The sequence below is a fragment of the Yersinia sp. SCPM-O-B-9106 (C-191) genome, from assembly GCF_026183365.1.
Taxonomy (GTDB): Bacteria; Pseudomonadota; Gammaproteobacteria; order Enterobacterales; family Enterobacteriaceae; genus Yersinia; species Yersinia rochesterensis.
Window position 1 is genome coordinate 1,646,719 of record NZ_CP110791.1, and the last position, 20,758, is coordinate 1,667,476.

Genomic DNA, 20,758 nt, shown 5'->3' on the forward strand with positions numbered 1-20,758 from the left:
ACATCCGATTTATTGAGTGCATGGGGGTTAGCCATTTACTACCTCCGCAATGGCTGCTTCGCTGCTGTTACTTGGCAAGAATTCCTGCACAAGTCGGCCGGCCCGCATGACTAAAATACGGTGGCTGTTAAAGTAAGCTTCATCAATCTCATCACACACCATCAATACCGCAATGCCACGCGCTGACAATGCATTGATAATATTATAAATACCGGCTTTGTTGGCGATATCCACCCCGACTGTCGGAGAGTCGAGGATTAATATTTGCGGCTCAGTTGCCAGCCATTTGGCGATAGCAATGCGCTGCGCATTCCCACCGGATAAGGTATTGACCGGTAAGTCACTGCTGCCAATTTTAATCGACAGGTGCTTTACCATGTCTTCGACCAATGTATCGACCCGCTCAGTACGCATCAGGTGGAAGGTGTTTTTCAGCCGGTGTAAAACTGTGGCGCTGATATTGTCGCGGATGGATTGCGCCATAATCAGTCCGGTGCTCATGCGGTCTTCCGAAACATAACCCACACCGGCGGCGATGGCATCGCGGTTACTACTGAAATACATTGGTTTATCATTGATACGAATGGTTCCCGACTCGGGAGTGGTTAAACCGAATAAACTGAGACACAACTCGGTTCGCCCGGAACCCAACAGGCCGACCAGCGAGATAATTTCGCCCGGATGTAAAGTCAGTGAGACATTGTGATATTCGTTGCCACGGGAAAGTTCTTCCACCACCAGCACTGGCGGGCGTGATGGGGTGTAAGCGGGTAAGACCTGAAAATCAAACTTCATACCGGTCATGAGCCAAGCCAGCCGTGGGTTATCAACTTCAGCGGCGGGGTAGGTTCCGACCCAATTACCATCTTTTAGCACCGTAATGCGGTCTGAAATTTCCAGCACTTCACTCAACCGGTGGCTAACAAATACCACGCAAATATTGCGTGATTTCAGTTCATGCACCACCCGCAGCAAGCCGTTAACTTCTTGCCGGGTCAGAGACGCGGTGGGTTCATCCATCACAATCAAACGCGCATCCTGCGCCAGCGCACGACAGATAGCGACTAACTGCTTCTGGGCGATGGGTAAATCCTCAACCAATTCATCCAGATTAAGATGGGCATCAATGCTATTGATGACGCGCTCGGCGGTTTCCCGCATCTGACGTTTATTCACCCATAGATGATGATGATAATGATTCATGGCAATGTTCTCAGCCACGGTCAGATTGGGGAATAATGATAAATCCTGATAAATAACCTGAATCCCCAGCCGGACAGATTCAATGGGGGTCAGGGTTGAATAGGTTTTGCCATCGATAGTCATCGCGGCATCGGCATCGGGTTGATAAACACCGGAGATAATCTTGATCAGTGTGGATTTGCCACAACCGTTTTGCCCTGCGAGGCAATGAACCTCACCTGGTAACAGGGTCATAGCCACCTTATTGAGCGCTTTAACGCCATAAAAGGTTTTACTGATGTTTTCCAGGGTAATAAATGGTTGCATAGATCTTACTTCCTCTCGATCCAAGCGGATATTAATGACAGAGCCGGACAGGGCATCCGGCTCTGCGATAACTCAGTAAATCAATACAGTGAATCCACGTTATCTTTGGTTACGCGCAACACATTATGGAATTGAATCAGACGTTTATCTTGATTAACTTCCGCTTTACCCACCCCGGGAACATCCATGCCGGTTTCGATTTTCTCGCCTTTCAGCACTTTATCAGCCACCGCAGTCATAGCATAACCGGCTGAACCTGGGTCATAAGTCACACCCATCGCGATGTCACCACTTTTCACCAGTGATGCCGCCTGAGACGGGATCATCATGCCGAACACATGAACATTGTTTTTCGCGCGTTTTTCTTTCACTGCGCGCCCAGCACCAATCGGGCCTTGTGAACCGAAAGCGACGATGCCTTTCAAATCACTGTGCGCTTTCATCAAGTCCAGTGTAGTGCGGCGTGAGTCATCAATGCTCTCGGCGACCGGCATACGGCTGGTCACTTCAAACATTTCTGGATAATGCTCTTTTTGGTATTTAACAAATAGATCTGCCCACAGGTTATGTTGTGGCACGGTCAGGCTGCCAACATAAATCACATAACCGCCTTTGCCGCCCATCGCTTTTGCCATTTCTTCCACATTATCTGCGGCAAATTTGGCATTATCGATGATCTCAATATCCCAGTTAGCACTTGGCTGCCCAGGAGACTCGTTGGTTAACACCACGATTCCAGCTTCACGCGCTTTCTTAAATACGGGCTCCAGTACATCGGCATCGTTCGGTACAATGCTGATGGCACTGACTTTCTTGGCGATTAAATCTTCAATAATTTTAACTTGTTGTGGGGCATCAGTGCTGGAAGGGCCGACTTGATAGGCTTTGATCCCAAGATCTTTACCGGCGCGTTCCACCCCTTCGCCCATGCGATTGAACCATGGCATACCGGCGATTTTCGAGATATTGACGACTTCCACTTCTTGCGCCAATGCACTGCCCGAGCAGGCGATCATGCTGAACAGGCTAGCTGCTAATAACGTTTTTACACTCAGTTTTTTCATCTAAGGCTCCGGGAGTTCATGTAGGTTGAGGCTATCGTAGTTAGGTGTTGGCGTAATATTCTGTATGACTTAAGTTATATTTATGTTTTTAATAAAATGAAGATTTATCAGGAAGCAGATTTTACATATGCACTACATTTCCTGTAGGTGGACTCTACTGCCTCGGTGGCTATTTTCCCCATATCTTTGAATGCTATTTACATGGATAAAATGGCTGCTTTCCTGGTTTGTGACTGAGGTCATGGTTCTGAGGGGGGAAGTCAAGAGAGTTGCATCGAAATGGTCGGCGTAAAGGGAATTGCAGCGCGTATTGCATGGACATTCTGGTTTGATGAATTTGATGATAATCACGGCTAGTTAGAGTTGAATGGCGGCCTATGAAGGCTATCGTACCCCGCCGGGTACCATGGTTAATAAGTGTTGGCGCGGATAATTCTGGCTAATGTTGCGTTGTTGTAATTGCCAATGAATGTGTTCTACATCATGAAGTTGGCGATCTAATAGCAACCCCACCACACTGCCGCTGTGTGCCACATTCAGCCCATATAAATCCAATTCCTCCACTAACGCCAAGAGGGCGGAAAAGTCCGGTTTGACCAACAAGTGCTGACTGGCTTGTGCGCTAAGGGTGGTGGATTGGCCCAACAGGGCGTTATCGTGGCGTTCGGCGGCCTGAGTAAACAGTTGCCATGCCCGCTCCAGTGAGGCGGCACCCGCCAACAATGTGGGTTGGCGATGACGACGATGATAATCTTCAGTGTTGAGAATATGCGGGCTTTCCAGCAGCAGAATGTCCATGGAAGGCTGCCAATCATAAGAAATCTGCGTGGCGGCGGTTTGGTGGTCAAATAAGGTTAGCCGCCGAAATAAAGTGCTGTCAGTGGGCTCCAGACTGACGCACAAAGTAGCAAGGGCGGCTTCATCCAGTGTTTCACCCAGATGACGGGCGGTGGCCAGTGCGGTAGCAGCAATGTCGGCTGTGCTGCTGGCCAACCCTTTTGCCACCGGAATAGTGGAATCAAAACTGATATGCAGGCCACGGGCCATCTCTGCTGGTTGGTCGAAGTAAGCTAATACCGCCCTTAGCATTTGGCGCATACGTGGCCGTTCGTGGCCGTCTGGAACACCGTCGGTGACTGACACGGTGCTAAACCAGTTTACCGGGCAGGAAATCAGCTTTTCCCCTCCCAATATCCAGCCCTGAATTAACTCACCACAGGACGCGGGGCAGCGGGCTTCAGCCATGACCCAAAACCTGCTGCAAGGCGGTGACCAACCGCTGATTATCGGTTGCACTTTTGATGGCCACACGGTAATGGTCGCCGGTCAGACCGGGGTAATTGGCACAGTGGCGAATCAAAATATGCTGCTGCAATAATGCTTGTTGCAGGTTGATTTCTGGCCTTAGGCAGCGCAGGAAAATGTAATTGGCGCACCCTTGCCACACCTGCAATGCGGGTAAATCCGCTAAGTGCTGATATAACCAAGGCCGCTGCTGTTTGAGCCACTCATGCGTCGCCTGAATATAAGGTTGGTCATCAAGAATAACCTCACCCGCTAGCGCGGCGAAAGCATTGATAGTCCAGGGTTCGCGCTGCTGTTTCATTTGCGCCATAGCCGCCAGATTGCCACTGAGCAGGTAACCCAAACGTAACCCTGGGATCGCGAAAAACTTAGTCAGGGAACGCAAGACATAAAGTTGGGGGAAATCAGCCAATTGTGGGATAAGCCCCGGCGCATTGGGCAGGAAATCAATAAAGGCCTCATCGACAATCAGCGCAATGTGGTGTTGATGGCAGCACTGCACAATAGCTTGCAACAGCGCCGCATCAGGCATCAGGCCGGTGGGGTTATTCGGCGTTGCTAAAAACAGGCAATCAGGGCGCAATTGCACTAAAACGTCTAGTAACCGCTCATCGGGCTGATAGCCATCAGCTTCACTCATCTGATAATCATGAATCTGGCAACCGACTCGTTGCAGGGCGCGGCGATATTCAGCAAAACCCGGTGTCAGCAACAGGGCACTGCGCGGTTGCAGATAATGCACCACGGCATAAATCAGTTCAGTAGCCCCATTGCCTGCCATGATGTTTTCCGGCAAACAATGGTGAGCGCGGGCTAGCGCACTGTGTAATTGGCGATACTCAACATCAGGGTAATGCTCCGCGCGCGCTAACTGTTCAATAATGGCAATTTTTAGGGAGTCTGGCATTCCCAACGGATTAATATTGGCACTGAAATCAAGGATGTTTTCTGCATCTGTGCCGATTTTCAGTGCCATTTCCAGCACATTCCCACCATGCTCACTCATTGCTGCGTTATTCCCCTATTTAGGTTATGCATTAGATTACCATAAGCGAGGGAATTGAGTTTAGCGACAGCGCTTCTGGCGTGAATGCCAGAATTTCGCGCAAGCGCACTACATCACCAATCACAATCAACGCCGGCGCAGTTAACCCTTGTGCAGCCACCTGATCAGCTAAGGTGGTCAAGGTGCCACTGGCGACTTGTTGCTGTTGATGGCTGGCATACATCACCACCGCTGCGGAGGTGTTCGGCGCTTTACCCGCAGCAATCAATTGCTGGCAAATGGTCGTCAGTTGCGTCATTCCCATCAGGATAATCAGAGTGCCGTCCAATTTTGCCAGTGTCGCCCAGTCCTGCGGCTCATTACCTTGGCGCAAATGGCCGGTAACCACATGAAAACCTGAAGCATAATCACGATGAGTCACCGGGATCCCAGCATAGGCCAGCCCGCCGATGGCTGAGCTTATCCCCGGCACCACCTCAAACGGAATCTCCGCCAATGCCAATGCTTCAGCCTCTTCACCGCCGCGGCCAAACACATAAGGGTCACCGCCTTTGAGCCGCACCACATTCAGGCCGCGCTGGGCGCAATCCACCAAAATTTGATTAATTTGTGTTTGCGGCACCAAATGATGATTGGGCGTTTTACCCACATTGATCATTTCGCAGCCGTCCGGGGCTTCAGCCAATAATTCCGCACAAACCAACCGGTCATAGACCAGCGCTTCGGCGCGGCGAATAGCATGTAAGCCTTTGACTGTAATCAGCGCCGCATCCCCCGGCCCCGCGCCCACTAGCCAAACTTTCCCACTTTTCATATTGCCTCTCATTGTGCGGCGAGGGCCGGTTGTACCGGCAGATTCAGTGCCACGCGCAGGACATCACGGGCAATCATTAATTCTTCATTGGTATTGACGATGGCAATCTGTACTGGGGCGTTATCTTGTTGAATAAAAAACTGATTTTTGAGGTTTTTCTCTTTATCCAGTTCAATACCAAGGAACGCCAATTCCCGACATATCTGCTGGCGGGCGCTACGTGAATTTTCGCCAATGCCGCCAGTAAAGATAAGCGCATCAATCCCGCCCAGTTGCACGATATAGCTGCCAATCACGGCACGGATCCGCTCGGCGAACAGCTCAAGGGCTACTGCGGCGCGGCGGTTGCCATTGTCGGCGGCGTGTTCCACATCACGATAATCATGAGAAATGCCGGAAATACCCAGCAAGCCGGATTGGTTATTGATCAGATGGTTAATTTCGGCCGCACTTTTGCCTTCCGTTTGCTGAATAAAAGGCAGAATAGACGGGTCAATATCGCCGCTGCGGGTTCCCATCATCACACCCGCTTGTGGGGTGAAGCCCATGGAGGTATTCACCGAGCAGCCATTGCTGATAGCACAAATACTGGAGCCATTGCCAAGGTGACAGGAGACAATGCGTAGTGTTTCCACGGGCCGCCCCATGCGCTCGGCACAGACTGCACTGACATATTTATGGCTGGTGCCGTGGAAGCCGTAACGGCGGATGCCCAGTTCTGCATAATAACGCCAGGGTAATGGATATAAATATGAGGTTTGGCTGAGTGTTTGGTGAAACGCGGTATCAAACACCGCCACCGCGTGGGCATGGGGTAGGGCGTGTTGAAACACCCGGATACCCAGTGCATTCACCGGGTTATGTAAGGGCGCTAATGCGCAAAGTTGTTCAATGTTACTCAACACTTGCGGGGTTATTAGCACTGAATCGGCAAAGGTCTCACCGCCATGGGCAACCCGATGGCCGACGCCGATAATTTCATCCAACGAGTCAATAATATTGTGCTCAATCAGCGCCCTGAGCAGGTATTCAGCCCCCTGGCGGCAATCCGCGATGGGGAGAGTTTCTCGCCATTGCACATCACCGGCCCGCAGATTAAATACCGCATCATTCATACCAATGCGCTCAATTAATCCCTGACATAGCACTTGTTCACCATTTAGCATGGAAAAAAGCTGAAATTTCAACGAAGAACTGCCGGCGTTAATCGCCATAATCTTACCGGGCATGCGACTCTCCACAATGTTTTAAATAAGTCATAAGGTCAGTTAACCCCTCGCCGGTTTGCGCCGAGGTGATAAAAATATGTTGTGCGCCTGCTTGCGTCAGGCAGTCCGCCGCCCAGCTCAGTTGAGCGGCGTGGCTGACGGTATCGGCTTTGCTGATAATGCCGATCACCGGTTTGTTGAAAACCTGTGCCAACATTGGCGCAAACCAGCTCTGTGTGGCATCGGCGTTTTGCACCAACCCCACCACATCGGCCTCACAAGCGCTCGCCAGTAACGCACTGTATAAGCAGCGGTTTTCCAGATATTCACCCGGTGTATCTATGGCATTGTCCTGCCAGATAATGGACTGGGTTTTCTGGTAATTCAGCGCTTCGCCATGCAAACGCTGGATTAGCGACGTTTTGCCGCATTGACTGGGGCCAATCAACATGATGCGCTGCATGGCATTAAGTCCGGGTCATCGGGCAGGCGGTAAACTTCATCATGTCGCCGAGGGTGTGAATCACCTGTTTCAACGCGTACTCCACCGCAGAAACATCGCCGGTAAACACCACTGCGCCAGTGAAACGGTCAATAAAACCAATCTCGACCGCACCCGATTTGGTGGCGATATCACTGGCAATAATCGAAGCTTCACTGGGGGTAATGGTCAGAATACCAATGGCGCTGCTGACATCGTTTAGTCCCAGTTTTTTGTAAAGTGCTTTATTCGGGTTGGCTATCAGATGCGCGAGAGTTATCTGTTTGCCGGGAACATATTCTTGAATCACGCGCTCGGGGGTATTGTTGGTTTCCATCATGCCTCCTGAACTAACTGACGCCACAGCGCCTCATGGGGACGCGGGATAACTGAGCTGTAAATCAATAATCCCTTTTCACCGGCACATTGGCTGGCGACTTCGACTGCGGTTTGCACATCAGCAATATCGCCACTGAGCACCTGATAACATTTGCCGCCGATACCAAAAGCCATATGAATACGCACCAAAGTGACATTGGCGGCTTTTACTGCCCGGTCAGCGGCAGTGATGCAGGCCACTACACTCCAGGTTTCCACCACACCTGCTGCCTGGCGGTTCTCCACCCGATTTAAGCCGCTGATGGCGGGTAATACTGACGGGTGAAGATTGGGTAGCACGATGCTATCGACCAATAAGTGCCCGCTATGCCGTTCGCCGTTTTGCACCGACTGAGTCACCGCTCCGATGTCGCCCCCGACCATCAGCAAATATTTGCCGGGGCACAGAGTTTTGCTGACCAACAGGTCGACATTGGCACTTTTCAGCATTAAGTCGCAGACTTCCATCCCTTTGGCGATACTGCTTAATTCAACAATTCCAATGGCTTGTGACATGCTTACTCCTGTTAAATGCCGCGACGAATCGTGATGGTGTTGGCGCTGACATCCGTGACGACACCCCGAATACTGGCGTGTAGCGGTGCGCCCAAGGCGTCATGCGGGAGGTGCCCAATCAACTGGCCGTGTTCTACCTGATCTCCGACTGTGACAATGGCTTGTGCGGCAGTACCGATATGTTGGCGCAGCGGCAATATCACCTGCTGCGGCAAATAGTTTTCTTCACTGAAAGGTGCGGCTTGATACCAGTCAGTCAGATCCAAACGAGCAATTAGCCGTGATGTCGGCACCAGGCGGTAATTTGCCATTGGGTCGGCTGCGCGCAGTTCTCCTTGATAGCGGGCACCTTGCGCACGCAACTGGGTTTTCAGCAGGCGGTTAATGCGCATTGGCGAGATATCTACCGGGCAGGCGTAGCTTTCACACAGACTGCATTCTGAGCAGGTCAGGGCGCTGAGCAAGATGTCTGGCGTGGAGACTTGCTGATAAATAATCGCCCGCACCAGTAAATGTGGCGGCAGTTCATGGCCAATCAGGTGGCGTGGGCAGAGTTCAGTACACATGCGGCACTGCTCGCAGACGGTTCGGGCGATGGCGAGCACATCCTGGTCACTGCGGGCGCGGCGGGTAATCAGCAGATGGTCAGCGGGTAGCACCAGCAGGCCGCCAGTGGTTTTGGTCACCGGCTGGTCAAGGTCATGCAGGGCATGGCCCATCATTGGGCCGCCATTGATATAGGCCGGATTGTTGATGGTCACGCCACCAGCCAGTGCCAGCACCTCTCGCAAAGGCGTACCCAGTGGCACCGTCAAGGTTAAGGGCCGTGCCACTGTGCCGTTGACTGTCAGAGTGCGGCGGGTCACCGGCCATTGCTGTTCCACTGCTCGAGCTACATTGAGCAAAGTTTGCACATTATTCACCACCACGCCAATGCTGATGGGCAGCGCGGCGGGCGGAACCCGGCGACCGGTCGCCAACCAGATGGTGATCACTTCATCACCAGCGGGGTAAACATCGGGTAAAATATGCAGCCGAATTTGCGGTGGTAGCAGCGGTGTCAGCGCCGCAATGGCTTCCTCATATTTGGCTTTTAAGGCAATGATGCCTTCGCGCGCACCGGTGGCGACCATGCCATACAGCACGCCGCGCACCAATCTTGCCGCCTGACGAGGGATTAATTGTTGGTCTACTTTCAGCAGCGGTTCACACTCAGCGGCATTAACCAGAAAAATTTCCGCCTGCGCCTGTAATTTCATCGCCGTGGGGAACCCGGCACCACCCGCCCCAACCACACCAGCATCCCGCACCCGCTGTTGGATAGTCGCGGCGTCACATTGCACCAGCTCGCTATCAGCGGAGGGAGTGCACAGAAAATGAGTATCCGGCATCTGAATATCACTCATAAAGCGCCTCGATAATTCCGCGGATATCTTTGTCGTCAGCTGGGCGTGGATTAGTGCGCAATGTCACATCGGCCTGAGCGGCGGCAATCATGTCTGGAATGTGTTGCTGCAACTGGCGTTCATTGATTTTCATTGCCGCCAACGGCTGAGGTAGCCCGCACTGGCGTTTCAGCAATTCTATTTGGTGAATAAGCTGATTGACCGCCCCGCGATCGTCACCATTGGCCGGGCTGAAATGGCACAGTTTCGCCAGCCGAGCATAGCGTTTACGCGCCCGGGCATCGGCGGCGTTAAAGCGAATCACTGGCACCAGCAGCAGGGCATTCGCCAAACCATGAGCAATATGAAATTGCCCGCCTAATTGGTGGGCGATGGCGTGATTGATCCCCAGCCCCGCCTGGCTGAATGCCATGCCCGCCAGTGTCGAGGCATTGTGCATTTTTCCACGGGTTATCAAGCAATCACCTTTACGGCAGGCGGTTACCAGATGGCGGAATACCAGTTGCACCGCTTTTTCTGCCAGTGCATCGGTAAAATCACTGGCACGCGGTGAAACATAGGCTTCCAGTGCATGAGTCAGTACGTCCAACCCGGTATTGGCGGTAATCGCGGGCGGCACGCTGGCCACCAATGCGGCATCCAAAATGGCAATGTCAGGGTAAATATCATCGTCAAATATCGGATATTTAATACTTTTTTCTGGGTCACTTATCACGCAAGCGCTGGTGACTTCCGAGCCGGTGCCGCTGGTGGTAGGGATGGCGATACAGGTTTCTATCTCCAGCCCCTGCTTGCGGCTAAACCAGACAATGGCTTTGGCGGCATCCAGTGCCGAGCCGCCACCAAAACCGATCACCATGTCGGGGCGCAGTGCTTGCATCTGCTCAATCCCTTTCACCACTGTGGCGATATTTGGATCCGGCGTGATATCGCTGAACAAAGTTATGTGGTTGTCTGCGGGCAGCGCCTGTTTGAGCTTATCCAACAGCGGCGAGGTCGCCAAAAAACCGTCGCAAACTATCCAAATTTTGCGCTGATGAAAGCGTTGCAGCACTTTGAGGCTGCCTTCCCCGCTATAAATGCGCGTTTGCAGGAAAAAAGTTTTCATACATCCTCGCTCAGCGAATGGAGAAACCGTTAGTCAGCACACAGCGGCGTTGGCGGGCAAAGGTGCGCGCCGAAGTGGTGCCTTCCCCGGTCGGGGTGGCGATGGTGAAGGTGGTAAAGCCCTCACCACCGACGCCGATCCCGGCATAAGACGGGCCGTTTTTAACAAAAATGGAAGTCTGCAATAGGCGGGCGGCCAGATTTAGGCGCGAGACATTCTGCGAATGCATGGTTGCGGTATGATGTAGACCGCCTTCGACTTGCAGCGCCAGCGCCAGACCAGCATCAAAATCCTTTACCCGCACTACCGGTAGCAGCGGCATCAATTGTTCGGTGGTGACCAATGGATCGTCACCGGCCACTTCGACCAGTAACAGACGCGGTGCTTTAGCCGGGCAGGCGATGCCCGCCGCTTTCAGCAATTCAATCGGGCTTTTACCCACCAAATTTTTATTGGCATGACCCTGCGGGGTGAGACAGGCTTGGCGTAGGCTGTCCACTTCATGTGGCTGGCTGATGAGCAATGCATCGAAGGCTTGCATCTGTTGCAATAAACGGTCAGCTACACTTTCCACTACAATCAAGCTTTTCTCGGCAATACACGGCAGGTTGTAGTCGAATGAAGCGCCAGCCACGATATCCTGCGCCGCTTTGACTAATTCGGCAGTTTCATCCACCAGGCAAGGCGGATTACCGGCCCCGGCCCCAACCACTTTCTTGCCACTTTTCATGCCCATGGCGACAATGGCGGGGCCACCAGTGATGGCGAGTAAAGCAATTTTGTCATGGGCCATCATCTGTTGAGTGGCTTCAAAACTCGGTTCTTGCACGGTCACCACCAGATTGCGGATGCCGCAACTGTTGAAAATGATCTCCTCGATTTGGGCGATTAAATCCAGTGACACGGCTTTAGCGCCGGGATGTGGGCTGAAATACACCGCATTACCGGCCGCCAACATACTGATACTGTTGTTGATAATGGTTTCGGTCGGATTGGTGCTGGGGGCGACCGACCCAATGACACCAAATGGCGAATATTCGAATAACACCATGCCGCCGTCGCCAGTCAGGGCGGTGGTGGACAAATCTTCAATGCCCGGTGTGTTTTCCAATGCCGCTTTATTTTTCAGGATCTTATCTTCTTTATTACCCATGCCGGTTTCACTGGCACCGCGCTCAGATAGGGAAATCAGTTGTGACTTTAGTTGCTCACGAATTGCGCTGATAATGGCGCTGCGGGTTTTCATTGGGCTTTGCTGATAGCGCAAAAATGCGCTGTGAGCGGCATTGATGGCTTCATCCACGCTGGCAAAAATGGCGCTGGAGGCCGAGGCCGTTACGGGCGTCAGTTGCTCGGTGAGGATAGTGCGAATGAGAGATTCAAGGTCATTGGTATTCATTATTCATTCCTCAGATGTAAAGCCGATATGGCCGCTTCTGCTATGTGCATATCTTGTGCAACGCTACCGCCACTTATCCCTAAACCCCCGACCAATTTGCCGCCGCGCCATAATGGGTAGCCGCCGCCAAAGCTCACCACTTTGCCGCCAGTGCTGGCCTCCAGTTGGAACAGGTCGGCCCCCGGTTGAATAGCCGCATTCAGTTGGTGAGTAGCGGTTTTTAAGGCGACGGCGGTCCAGGCTTTTTTCGGTGCTAATTCGCTGCTGACTAGCAGGGTATCGGGCATGCGGTAGGTCATTATCAGGTTGCCGTGGCGGTCGGCCAGTGCTACCACCACTGCAATCTGTAATGTCATGGCGGCCTCAACGGCTAACTTAACTAACTGATGAACATCAGAAAATTCAAGTCCTGTGGTCAAGGGTTGAGTCGTCGCGGCTGTCGGTTTCTCCGTGGTTGCCGCTAAATAGCGTGCCACCACCGTTTGTGCTGTTTGCTGTAATTGCTGGCGTTGATCTTCATCACGGGCCAGGGCGTACAAGCAATCGGATAGCCGGTTAAGGTATTGCAATAACACCGGGCGCACCGGCACTTGCTCTGCTAACTCAATCAGCCGACGTTCACAGCGCCGCGTCAAGGTGCGGGCAAAATGTAAGCGGCTCCCTGCTTCAGTGTTGCCGGGCAAGATAAAGCCGTGAACCGGCGGCAATAGCGCCATGCAGCGGTCCACCGCCTGTTCCAGCGCCTGAATATCTTGTTCGCTAATACTTTTCCGCCCGACCGGAGGGGTTTCGATCCCTTCGCTGGCCAGCTCGGCGCTGAAATAAAATAGTTGATGTTGTACGGCATCAAGTAACTGAAGGTTTTCTTCACCTTGTGCCACGCGGGCACACAGGCTAAGTGCCGCATTCAGCTCATCCAGGGTGCCGTAGGTTTCCACCCGAGGATGACTTTTTTTGACTCGCTGGCCGGTGAACAGGGCTGTGGTGCCCGCATCGCCGGTTTTGGTATAGATGCTCATAAAATCACCGTTTAATCAGTAAGAACAGTCATCATCAGTAAGAGCATTCATCGACGATGGCGACAATTGCCAAGTCGATAGCATCATTAGGTTCGGCAAAAACACGCCGAGCACTGGAACCACCGGACAGCAGCACTAGCTCGCCCTGACCCGCACCGACGGAGTCGACCGCCACTTCATCCGGCGTGTTGCTGTCCGGTGGCAATGAGCCATCGCCAGCGACGCGGCGCACCAACAGCAGTTTCTTACCAATCAGCGTCGGTGACTTTTGCGTTGAGACCACAGAACCTACCACTCGGGCCAGTTGCATGATTTACTCCTGCCTTAACAGTTGAATGTGACGGACTGACAGCGTTTCTTGTGCCAGCGGTGTAACCAAGGTGTGGTGGTCAATCAGCAACCAACCGGGGCCAAGTGTGGCAATATCGCGATAACTCAACACCTTGCCAGCGTGTAGCCGCACCGCCAGACCTTGGCTGTCACTGAAACTCAGTGGTAATGGGCGCAGTGCCGCGGTGGGCAGGGCTGGCAGCAGTTGGCGGTGCAAACTGATATGCACTTTCATGCCCCACGACCAGGCCTCATTCAGCGCCGCCACCGCCGGGCAAGTGGCATCGAACTGCGCCAGTCGGTGGATAAACGCCAAATCCGGCAACATTACGTGCAGCGTGGCATGGAGCACGAATATCGATGAGTCCAGCCCGGCGCGTAGCTGCGGCAGCCGCAGGGCGTGAACCCGGCGTTCGCGCTCAGCCAACCGCGTGACAATCTGGCTGACCAGCTGTTCGGTTTGCGCCTGAGTCAGATTCATGGCTGCGTTGTCCGTGACGGGCCTAATAACGTGGCGAACGCGGCGGGGTCGTCAGCGCCCGCTGCATTGGCCTCGTCAGTATCAATGTGCATTTCCAGTTTCATTTGCGGTGAAACGCGGATAGCAACATCATCCAAAATCAACCGGCGGCCACTGCCCTGAATCGCCACCTGCACTCGGTCGCCGTGCTTGACCCGATAGATAAGGGCATCCAGCGGTGACATATGAATATGGCGCAGCGCCACAATCACACCCTGCGGCAATTCCAACTCGGCATATGGACTGACCAACCGGATTGCAGGTGTGTTGTCCAGATTGCCCGACATGCGCAGAGGGGCATTGATACCCAGTATGCGGGCATCGGTACGGGAGATTTCGACCTGACTGTGGCGACGCAGTGGCCCCAAAATTCGGACGTTTTTCAAGCTACCTTTCGGCCCGACCAAGGTTACAGTCTGTTCGGCGGCATACTGGCCGGGCTGGAGCAGCGCTTTTTTCTCCATCAGCGGCTGATTGGGGAACAATTGTTGATAATCCTGCACTGAGAGATGCAGGTGACGGTTGGAAACCCCAAGCGGGATCGGACGAAGACGCATTTCGTCGAGGATCTTGCTGACAACGGGTTCCAGTAACGCTTTTTCCATCAGATTTTTCCTCGTTTACCCAAGTGGATACAGCGAAAGCGAGGCTCACCTTTATGGCGTCGGCAAGCCGGGTCGAGGCAGAGATTGCAGCTCACACGAGGAGCTGGCGGGGCCTCACTTTCTGCACTTTGTCTTGCTACATCCAAATCCATTATTGCCACACCCAAGGCAATTTCTGGTGCATCATCGGTGGCGCTATTGGCAGGCGGTGGGGTCTCTGCCTCTTCAGCCTCCGTCTCCTCATCTGCGGATATCTCAGTCATAACCGCCGCGACGACAACCTCGTGTGCAGGTTGGCTCAAGGTGGTCGGTTCGGCGGCCATCGGCTCAATTTTGGGGGCTTGCCAGTGCGCCATCAGGGCATCTGCTGGGCGGGCCAGCACGGCACTTGAGACCAGCCCGTGATGCAGTTCAGCAAAGGCAGCACCGGTGCTGATTGCCGCCTGAACTGAAGCAACATCACCGGTCAGGCGGATTAACATCCAGCCGGAGCCGTTGGTTTTTTCTATTCCGATAAGGGCAACGGATGCCGCTTTTGCCATGGCATCCGCCGCGCCAATTGCCAGCGCTAGACCGCTAACTTCCAGTAAACCCAGTGACGTTTTCACGCTGTGCTCCTCTTCTTACCTTTAGGCAGAGGTCGGTAAAATGGCTTCTACATCGCTGTGCGGGCGCGGAATCACATGGCAAGATTTCACTTCACCCACCGCGCTGGCTGCCGCAGAACCGGCGTCAACAGCGGCTTTCACTGCGCCGACATCGCCGCGAACCATGACAGTCACCAGACCGGAGCCGATTTTTTCATAGCCCACTAGTTGTACGTTGGCCGATTTGACCATGGCGTCAGCCGCTTCGATGGCCGCGACCAGTCCTTTGGTTTCGATAAGTCCTAATGCGTTATTCATAGATATGAGTTCCTTGTTAATTTGAGTGTGATTATTTAAACGGTAAGCCTTTGACTAACCGGGCGGCGTTGTTGCCCAGCCGCCGTAATGGGTCTTCGTCTTGTGCCAGTGGCTGCCGGAACAGCGGGTTGGCGGGCGGTAAATGGCGAAAATGCACAATCACTTCGTCGGCAGAACACGCCAGCCCGACCAATAATGGAGAGCGAGTCGCCGCCTGCCAGGCGCGTTGTACGGCATCCGTGTCATCGTCTTGCTGCCACTGCCAGGGAATGCCTTCCTCCTCAATTCCCAGTAATACCGGGTGCCAGACCGCCTCGGGGGTTGACGGGGTTAGGCTGATAACAATCGCGGGCGCATCCTGGGTAAAGTTCATCAATAACTCTCCCGTTGATAGGCCAGAATCAGCCCGGTGGCGACCGCATTACGCGGGCCTTCACTGGCACGGATATTGCCGCGACCCGCCACCAGCTTGTAGTGGGAGAGAGCGTCGGTAACCAATTGCGGGATTTCGAAGTCCAGTGAGGAGCCACCAACCAGCACCACGAAGGGGATATCGCGGATATTGCCGGTCGGACTGACTTGCCGTAGAGCACGAAGTGCATTGGTGACAAACACCCGCTCTTTGGCAGAGCGGCGAATATTGCGTACTTTTTCCAGCGCGTAATCTCCCGGCAGTGGCACCAAACCATCCGGTTTGACCACCACTAATCGGGCAAAAACTTCAGGCGGCAGCGGTTGTGGGAAGAACTGAACGCTGCCGTCTTCGTGGCGCAGGTGGAACAAACTTTCCACTTTTGCCAAGGGGTATTTTTTGATGTCTTCAGCTAAATAACGGTCTTGGAGATCCAGCTCAGAGGCGATTATCATCGTGACCATATCGCCAGCACCCGCCAGATGGGTGGCAACGATTTGACCTTGCGCATTGATGATCGAGGCATCGGTAGATCCAGCCCCTAAATCGAGGATGGCAAGTGGCCGTCGCGTCCCAGGTGTGGTCAGCGCGCCGAGTATCGCTGCTTCAGCTTCTGCCCCTCCGACCTGCACCTCAATATTCAGGCTTTTTTTGATTTCACTGGCGATATGCGCCATTTGCAGGCGATCAGATTTCACCATTGAGGCGATACCCACCGCCTGTTCCAGCGAAAACTCACCCGCCAGACCACCAGTGACATTAACTGGCACCGCAGTATCAACCGCCAGTAAATCTTGAATGAAGATTTCATTGGTGGGTTTGTTGGTCAGTTCAGCCATGGTTTGGCGGACGTGTTCGAGCATGCCGCCGATATTGGTGCCCGCTTCGCCACTGACATTGTCCAGATGGCGGAAGCTGTTGACCGCGGTCATGATGGCCTCAGCACCGGTTGCGACATCCACCCGCAGGGTACGGCCATTGGCAAATAGCTCCAGATGCCCAGCCGGAATAGAGCGGGCTTTAACATCGCCCTCGGGGGTTTTCACCACCACCGCAGAGCGCGTGCCAATTAAGGCGCGCGCCACTGGGACGATGTTTTTGGTTTCTTCAGCGCTCAGCCCGAAGACCGTGGCAATACCATAAGGATTCGAGAGGGTTTCAATGACTTGACCCGGCATGGCAACTTCAACCGCCGCCAGCATGCCCATCGGGATACGGTCGATATGCAATACCTCATCGACGATGGGCAGCGGGTGAGTGAGGCGGTTGCTGACCAGCACCCCATCATCCCGTTGCAAGATAATCGCGGTAATGCGAAATCCCGCGCCGTTAGCGGCATTCACCACGGCTGCGACATCGGCAAAATCAACTGCGGAGGGCACCACCAGAATGTAAGGCTGGGTAGGATCGCGAGTGACTAGCTCATCAAGAGTGATGGTCAGCCCAACACCCAACCCCAGCCCACCGGGGGTTTTCGGATTGTGGCCAATCATGGTGGATTCAGTGATGATGGTTTCAGTGATAGTTTCCATCGCCACATCACCAATAACCGGGGTCGCCTCGTTGATGCGGATTAGACTGATATCACTCAGCGTGATACCGGCCTTTTCCACCAACATATTCAGCGCCTTAGTGATGCCAAAAATGTTGCGCTGCGTCCCTTTGACACCGGTGGTTTCGGTCAGGGTACTGGTAACAAAGTGCAACTGACCGTCAGCCATGCATTGTGCCAATGCGACTTCTGTTGATGAGTTGCCGATGTCTACACCGACGATGTAATCCATATCCGATCCTCAAATGACTAATAACTGGATGTCGTGATCAACGGGGCTATCGCGCCCAGGGCACGCTTCCCCTTGATTGATATCACTGGGTTAATCGTCGCCTTTTAGCTTCTTGCGCTGGACATACAAAACGGCGGCTTCGCGCACGAATGCGGCACAAATGGTCGCTTTGTAGGTCTGTTCCAGCTCATCGGCGATGGCATTCAACTCTTCTTTACTGGAGCGGAATGGTCGCAGGGCGTTGTAGATATCCAGCACCTTGTCATCCGGTACCGCAGTCAGCTCAGCGGCGCGCTCAAAGTTCATTGCCAGCAGCGGGCGGCCCGCGTCTTTGGCAATAGATGCTTGAATACGCAGGATTTCCGGGGTAATACGCAAATCCTGTGAAGTGACACTACCGTTTAAAACATTCGCCAGTGTTAGGTCATCCAATGTTTTATTGGTGGCGGTTTTCACCCAGTCAGGGTGTTTATTCGCCAACGGATAATCAGAGACTTTGGCATCACTGCGCGAACTGACCGCTGGAGCACAAGCGGCAGTTGGCGTTTGGCCTTGCAAGCTGTTCATCTTGCTGAGCACATCGCGAACCATGGATTCAATAGCTTCGGAATTCATTGTGTTTTCCTTTGTTAAAGCGCCACCCGGAGTTCCTGAGGATTCTTGCCAGTCACCACATATTTGGTTTCTTTAATGTGCAGAATCGCGGATTTGGCCTGATATTTTGGCCGTGCCATTTGGTCATTCAGGGTCGGAACCGGTTGTGGTGATTCCCGCTTGGCGTAACGAGCGGCGTTTTTACCAATCTGGCGATAGGTTTCCAGTGTCAGCAGCGGGGCCTGTGGGAACAGCTCTAAATTCGAGAGCGGCGGCAGACCTTGCTGATGAATTACCGTGGTTCCTTTTGACTGGATGCCGATAGAAATTCCGGAGCCACTTAGGCGGTTACCTTCAACGGCGACAAAAGCCACGTCGGAGGATTTAAAGCAGCGGATCACCCGCGCTTTGATACCTTCTTCCTCAATACCGGCAATGACTTCGCGTAGAATATTTTTGTGCGATAAACCGACGATATTGGCGGTTTGCGACAAGCCAAATGCCGGGCCGACAGCGATGATGACTTCATCCTGATGAGTGCCGGGACGGGCTTCACCGACTTCAGTGAGAAAATCCCCGGACGCAACAGCCGCTGCCGCGGGCTGGGTATCTTGCTTAAAGGAAACAGTATTTTTGTCTCCCTGCATTTCCTGTAATACGCCCTCAATAATTTGGCGTAACAGTTTTTCGTTAATATCCACCATCTCGTGAACCCCTTAGCCAAGCTCATTCGGATCAAGCGCGTTTGGAATATTTTTAATTTCTTCCCAACGTGCACCTTCCAGCCGGTAACCGGTCGCTGGTCCCGCGTAGTCATTGACATCATTCACCGCCGACAACACCTGATTGTCACCTTTGATGATGGCCGAGGTATGCAGATAGTCGCCGGCAATTTTGGCTTTCTGGATGTTGAGCATGTCTTGCGCCACATCTTCAAAGCCGCCTTGCGCCAGGGCTTTCACCACTTCCAGGCCGGTGCGGTTTTTGCTGATGATTTCTTGAGCGAATTTGATGTCTTCGACGATGTTACGCTCCGGCATATCTTTCGAGCCGTGGGCATAAGTTGCGGCAATCACTTCTTCGTCGGTAATTGGCGGTAAACCCATTCCGGCGAATACTGCTTGCAGGGCGCGCGCGGCTTTATTGCGAATGGCCACCACGTCAGCTTCCAATACCGGGCGTAGGCCGCCATCGACTTTCAGATCGCGCTGCAACACGTTGTAATCATCAAAGTCTTCGGCATCTTCGTTGGAGCCTGCGAACATGTTGTCGTAGTTCGGCACCGCAGAATAACCAGAGGAAATAAAGTCAGTGCCCGGCAGGAATTGCATCAGCAGACGGGCGGTACGGCGCATATCTGAGTGGGTAAAGGTTTGGTCGTTACTGGACGCGCATTCTAAATCCAGCGCCGAACAAATTAGGTTTTCGGCCAAAATGGCGCGAATGCCGGATGGCACCGCAGACGGCACACCGACGCAACTGACCGAGCCGTTTTGTAGCCCCTGAACCCCGGCGGCTTTGGTGATGTAAATACAGCGCACTTCGAGATACAGCATGGATTTCCCTTCGGCGTAGCCCATTTGGACTTCAGAGCCGGAGCCGGAGGTAAAACGCATTTTCAAGCCGCGTGATGCATAAGATGAGGCGAGAAAACCTTTCGACCATGGGGTATCATCGCCGTCGGTAAACACCGGCTCAGTGCCATAAACCGAGATAGTTTCGGCGTAACAGGTGTGGCCCAGCATTCCCAGTTTCAGCTCGGTGGCTTCTTCCAGCGAACATTGAGTCAGTACACCGGGGCGGCCAACTTGCGAGCCGACCAACAGCGCAATGGCGTTGAATGGTGCATAGCGGGCAACAGCCACGGTAGTTTCTTGCTCATCGAAACCACGGAATGCGCCTTCCGCAGCATCGGCGGCAATTTGCACCGGATTATCTTTCACGTTGGTCACGTGAGCTTGCTGTGATGGAGTCCGACGGGCGCGCATTTTCTGCATCGACATCATCATTTCCACCACATTCATGTGGGAAACCACCTCGACGATTTTGGCCGGTGTCATGGCGGTCGTCAGTGGCACAATGGTGCGGCGCGACACATTGGGGTCACACAGCATATTGGCCAGCTTGATGGAATCCATCTTCATCACTTCTTCCGCATGCTCCAGATTAATACCGTAGCGGGCGATAAAGTGGTCAATCAGGTCAAAACTGCTTTGTGGTTTGCCGTCTAGCTCGGTCACCATACCATTGACAATCTTGATGGAAGGTTTTGGATCATTCGGGCTTTCCATGGCAATAAAGCCTTCCTCGATCCATTCTTTGACAAAGCCGTCCTGATTAACCGGGCGTTTCGCCAACGCTTCAAATCTTTTCGATTTCATGAAACAGCCTCACT

The 20,758-nt window shown here is 53.3% G+C and carries 23 protein-coding genes; all 23 read right to left on the reverse strand.

The genetic code is table 11. The annotated features are described in order from the left end of the window. Window positions 1–27 precede the first annotated feature (27 nt). A complete protein-coding gene (locus OP863_RS07550; RefSeq protein WP_038634218.1) occupies window positions 28–1,509 on the reverse strand; it encodes a sugar ABC transporter ATP-binding protein in 1,482 nt (493 codons plus the stop codon). Window positions 1,510–1,589: 80 nt separating this feature from the next. After that, window positions 1,590–2,525 (reverse strand): autoinducer 2 ABC transporter substrate-binding protein, encoded by a 936-nt coding sequence (locus OP863_RS07555; protein WP_230852344.1) that lies wholly within the window; start codon window positions 2,523–2,525, stop codon window positions 1,590–1,592. A 432-nt stretch (window positions 2,526–2,957) separates the two neighbouring features. Beyond that, window positions 2,958–3,818: a GHMP kinase gene (locus OP863_RS07560; protein ID WP_038634213.1), complete on the reverse strand. Its 861-nt coding sequence runs from the start codon at window positions 3,816–3,818 to the stop codon at window positions 2,958–2,960. Next, entirely contained in the window at window positions 3,811–4,884 is a 1,074-nt protein-coding gene (gene cobD, locus OP863_RS07565) for a threonine-phosphate decarboxylase CobD (RefSeq protein ID WP_265526050.1), read from the reverse strand. Before cobD ends, OP863_RS07560 begins: the two co-directional genes overlap by 8 nt. Window positions 4,885–4,915: 31 nt before the next feature. Beyond that, complete coding sequence (gene cobA / locus OP863_RS07570) at window positions 4,916–5,698, reverse strand: uroporphyrinogen-III C-methyltransferase (RefSeq protein WP_038634207.1); 783 nt, start codon at window positions 5,696–5,698, stop codon at window positions 4,916–4,918. Between the two features lie 8 nt (window positions 5,699–5,706). Further along, window positions 5,707–6,927: an acetate/propionate family kinase gene (locus OP863_RS07575; protein ID WP_265526051.1), complete on the reverse strand. Its 1,221-nt coding sequence runs from the start codon at window positions 6,925–6,927 to the stop codon at window positions 5,707–5,709. After that, window positions 6,917–7,369, reverse strand: a complete 453-nt coding sequence (locus OP863_RS07580; protein ID WP_145509775.1) for a EutP/PduV family microcompartment system protein — start codon at window positions 7,367–7,369, stop codon at window positions 6,917–6,919. Before OP863_RS07580 ends, OP863_RS07575 begins: the two co-directional genes overlap by 11 nt. A 4-nt stretch (window positions 7,370–7,373) precedes the next feature. Beyond that, window positions 7,374–7,724: a propanediol utilization microcompartment protein PduU gene (gene pduU, locus OP863_RS07585; RefSeq protein ID WP_038634198.1), complete on the reverse strand. Its 351-nt coding sequence runs from the start codon at window positions 7,722–7,724 to the stop codon at window positions 7,374–7,376. Further along, window positions 7,724–8,281 carry a BMC domain-containing protein gene (locus tag OP863_RS07590; protein ID WP_038634195.1) on the reverse strand — a complete coding sequence of 186 codons (558 nt, stop codon included), beginning with the start codon at window positions 8,279–8,281 and terminating at the stop codon, window positions 7,724–7,726. The genes pduU and OP863_RS07590 overlap by 1 nt, the downstream gene beginning before the upstream one ends. A gap of 11 nt (window positions 8,282–8,292) precedes the next feature. Next, window positions 8,293–9,687, reverse strand: coding sequence for a 4Fe-4S dicluster domain-containing protein (locus tag OP863_RS07595; RefSeq protein WP_265526053.1), 1,395 nt, complete (start codon window positions 9,685–9,687; stop codon window positions 8,293–8,295). After that, entirely contained in the window at window positions 9,680–10,795 is a 1,116-nt protein-coding gene (locus OP863_RS07600; protein WP_145592049.1) for a 1-propanol dehydrogenase PduQ, read from the reverse strand. Before OP863_RS07600 ends, OP863_RS07595 begins: the two co-directional genes overlap by 8 nt. A gap of 10 nt (window positions 10,796–10,805) precedes the next feature. Next, entirely contained in the window at window positions 10,806–12,194 is a 1,389-nt protein-coding gene (locus OP863_RS07605; protein ID WP_145587768.1) for an aldehyde dehydrogenase family protein, read from the reverse strand. Next, on the reverse strand, window positions 12,194–13,213 hold the full coding sequence (locus OP863_RS07610) for a cob(I)yrinic acid a,c-diamide adenosyltransferase (RefSeq protein ID WP_265526054.1): 1,020 nt from the start codon (window positions 13,211–13,213) through the stop codon (window positions 12,194–12,196). The genes OP863_RS07605 and OP863_RS07610 overlap by 1 nt, the downstream gene beginning before the upstream one ends. A gap of 34 nt (window positions 13,214–13,247) precedes the next feature. Further along, window positions 13,248–13,523, reverse strand: a complete 276-nt coding sequence (locus OP863_RS07615) for a EutN/CcmL family microcompartment protein (protein ID WP_004699362.1) — start codon at window positions 13,521–13,523, stop codon at window positions 13,248–13,250. Between the two features lie 3 nt (window positions 13,524–13,526). Continuing rightward, entirely contained in the window at window positions 13,527–14,024 is a 498-nt protein-coding gene (gene pduM / locus OP863_RS07620; protein WP_145592047.1) for a microcompartment protein PduM, read from the reverse strand. Continuing rightward, a complete protein-coding gene (locus OP863_RS07625) occupies window positions 14,021–14,668 on the reverse strand; it encodes a phosphate propanoyltransferase (RefSeq protein WP_038634178.1) in 648 nt (215 codons plus the stop codon). The genes pduM and OP863_RS07625 overlap by 4 nt, the downstream gene beginning before the upstream one ends. After that, complete coding sequence (locus tag OP863_RS07630) at window positions 14,668–15,276, reverse strand: BMC domain-containing protein (protein WP_265526056.1); 609 nt, start codon at window positions 15,274–15,276, stop codon at window positions 14,668–14,670. The genes OP863_RS07625 and OP863_RS07630 overlap by 1 nt, the downstream gene beginning before the upstream one ends. Before the next feature lie 21 nt (window positions 15,277–15,297). After that, window positions 15,298–15,573, reverse strand: coding sequence for a propanediol utilization microcompartment protein PduJ (gene pduJ, locus OP863_RS07635; protein ID WP_004388818.1), 276 nt, complete (start codon window positions 15,571–15,573; stop codon window positions 15,298–15,300). Between the two features lie 31 nt (window positions 15,574–15,604). Next, window positions 15,605–15,946, reverse strand: coding sequence for a glycerol dehydratase reactivase beta/small subunit family protein (locus OP863_RS07640; RefSeq protein WP_038634141.1), 342 nt, complete (start codon window positions 15,944–15,946; stop codon window positions 15,605–15,607). Then, window positions 15,946–17,769, reverse strand: coding sequence for a diol dehydratase reactivase subunit alpha (locus tag OP863_RS07645; protein ID WP_145587759.1), 1,824 nt, complete (start codon window positions 17,767–17,769; stop codon window positions 15,946–15,948). The genes OP863_RS07640 and OP863_RS07645 overlap by 1 nt, the downstream gene beginning before the upstream one ends. A gap of 90 nt (window positions 17,770–17,859) precedes the next feature. After that, a complete protein-coding gene (gene pduE, locus OP863_RS07650) occupies window positions 17,860–18,384 on the reverse strand; it encodes a propanediol dehydratase small subunit PduE (RefSeq protein WP_145587757.1) in 525 nt (174 codons plus the stop codon). Window positions 18,385–18,398: 14 nt separating this feature from the next. Continuing rightward, the gene (locus OP863_RS07655; RefSeq protein WP_162472786.1) at window positions 18,399–19,064 is read right to left on the reverse strand and encodes a propanediol/glycerol family dehydratase medium subunit; all 666 of its coding nucleotides are present in this window, start codon (window positions 19,062–19,064) and stop codon (window positions 18,399–18,401) included. A 15-nt stretch (window positions 19,065–19,079) separates the two neighbouring features. Continuing rightward, window positions 19,080–20,744, reverse strand: a complete 1,665-nt coding sequence (gene pduC / locus OP863_RS07660) for a propanediol dehydratase large subunit PduC (RefSeq protein WP_265526058.1) — start codon at window positions 20,742–20,744, stop codon at window positions 19,080–19,082. Window positions 20,745–20,758: the final 14 nt, after the last annotated feature.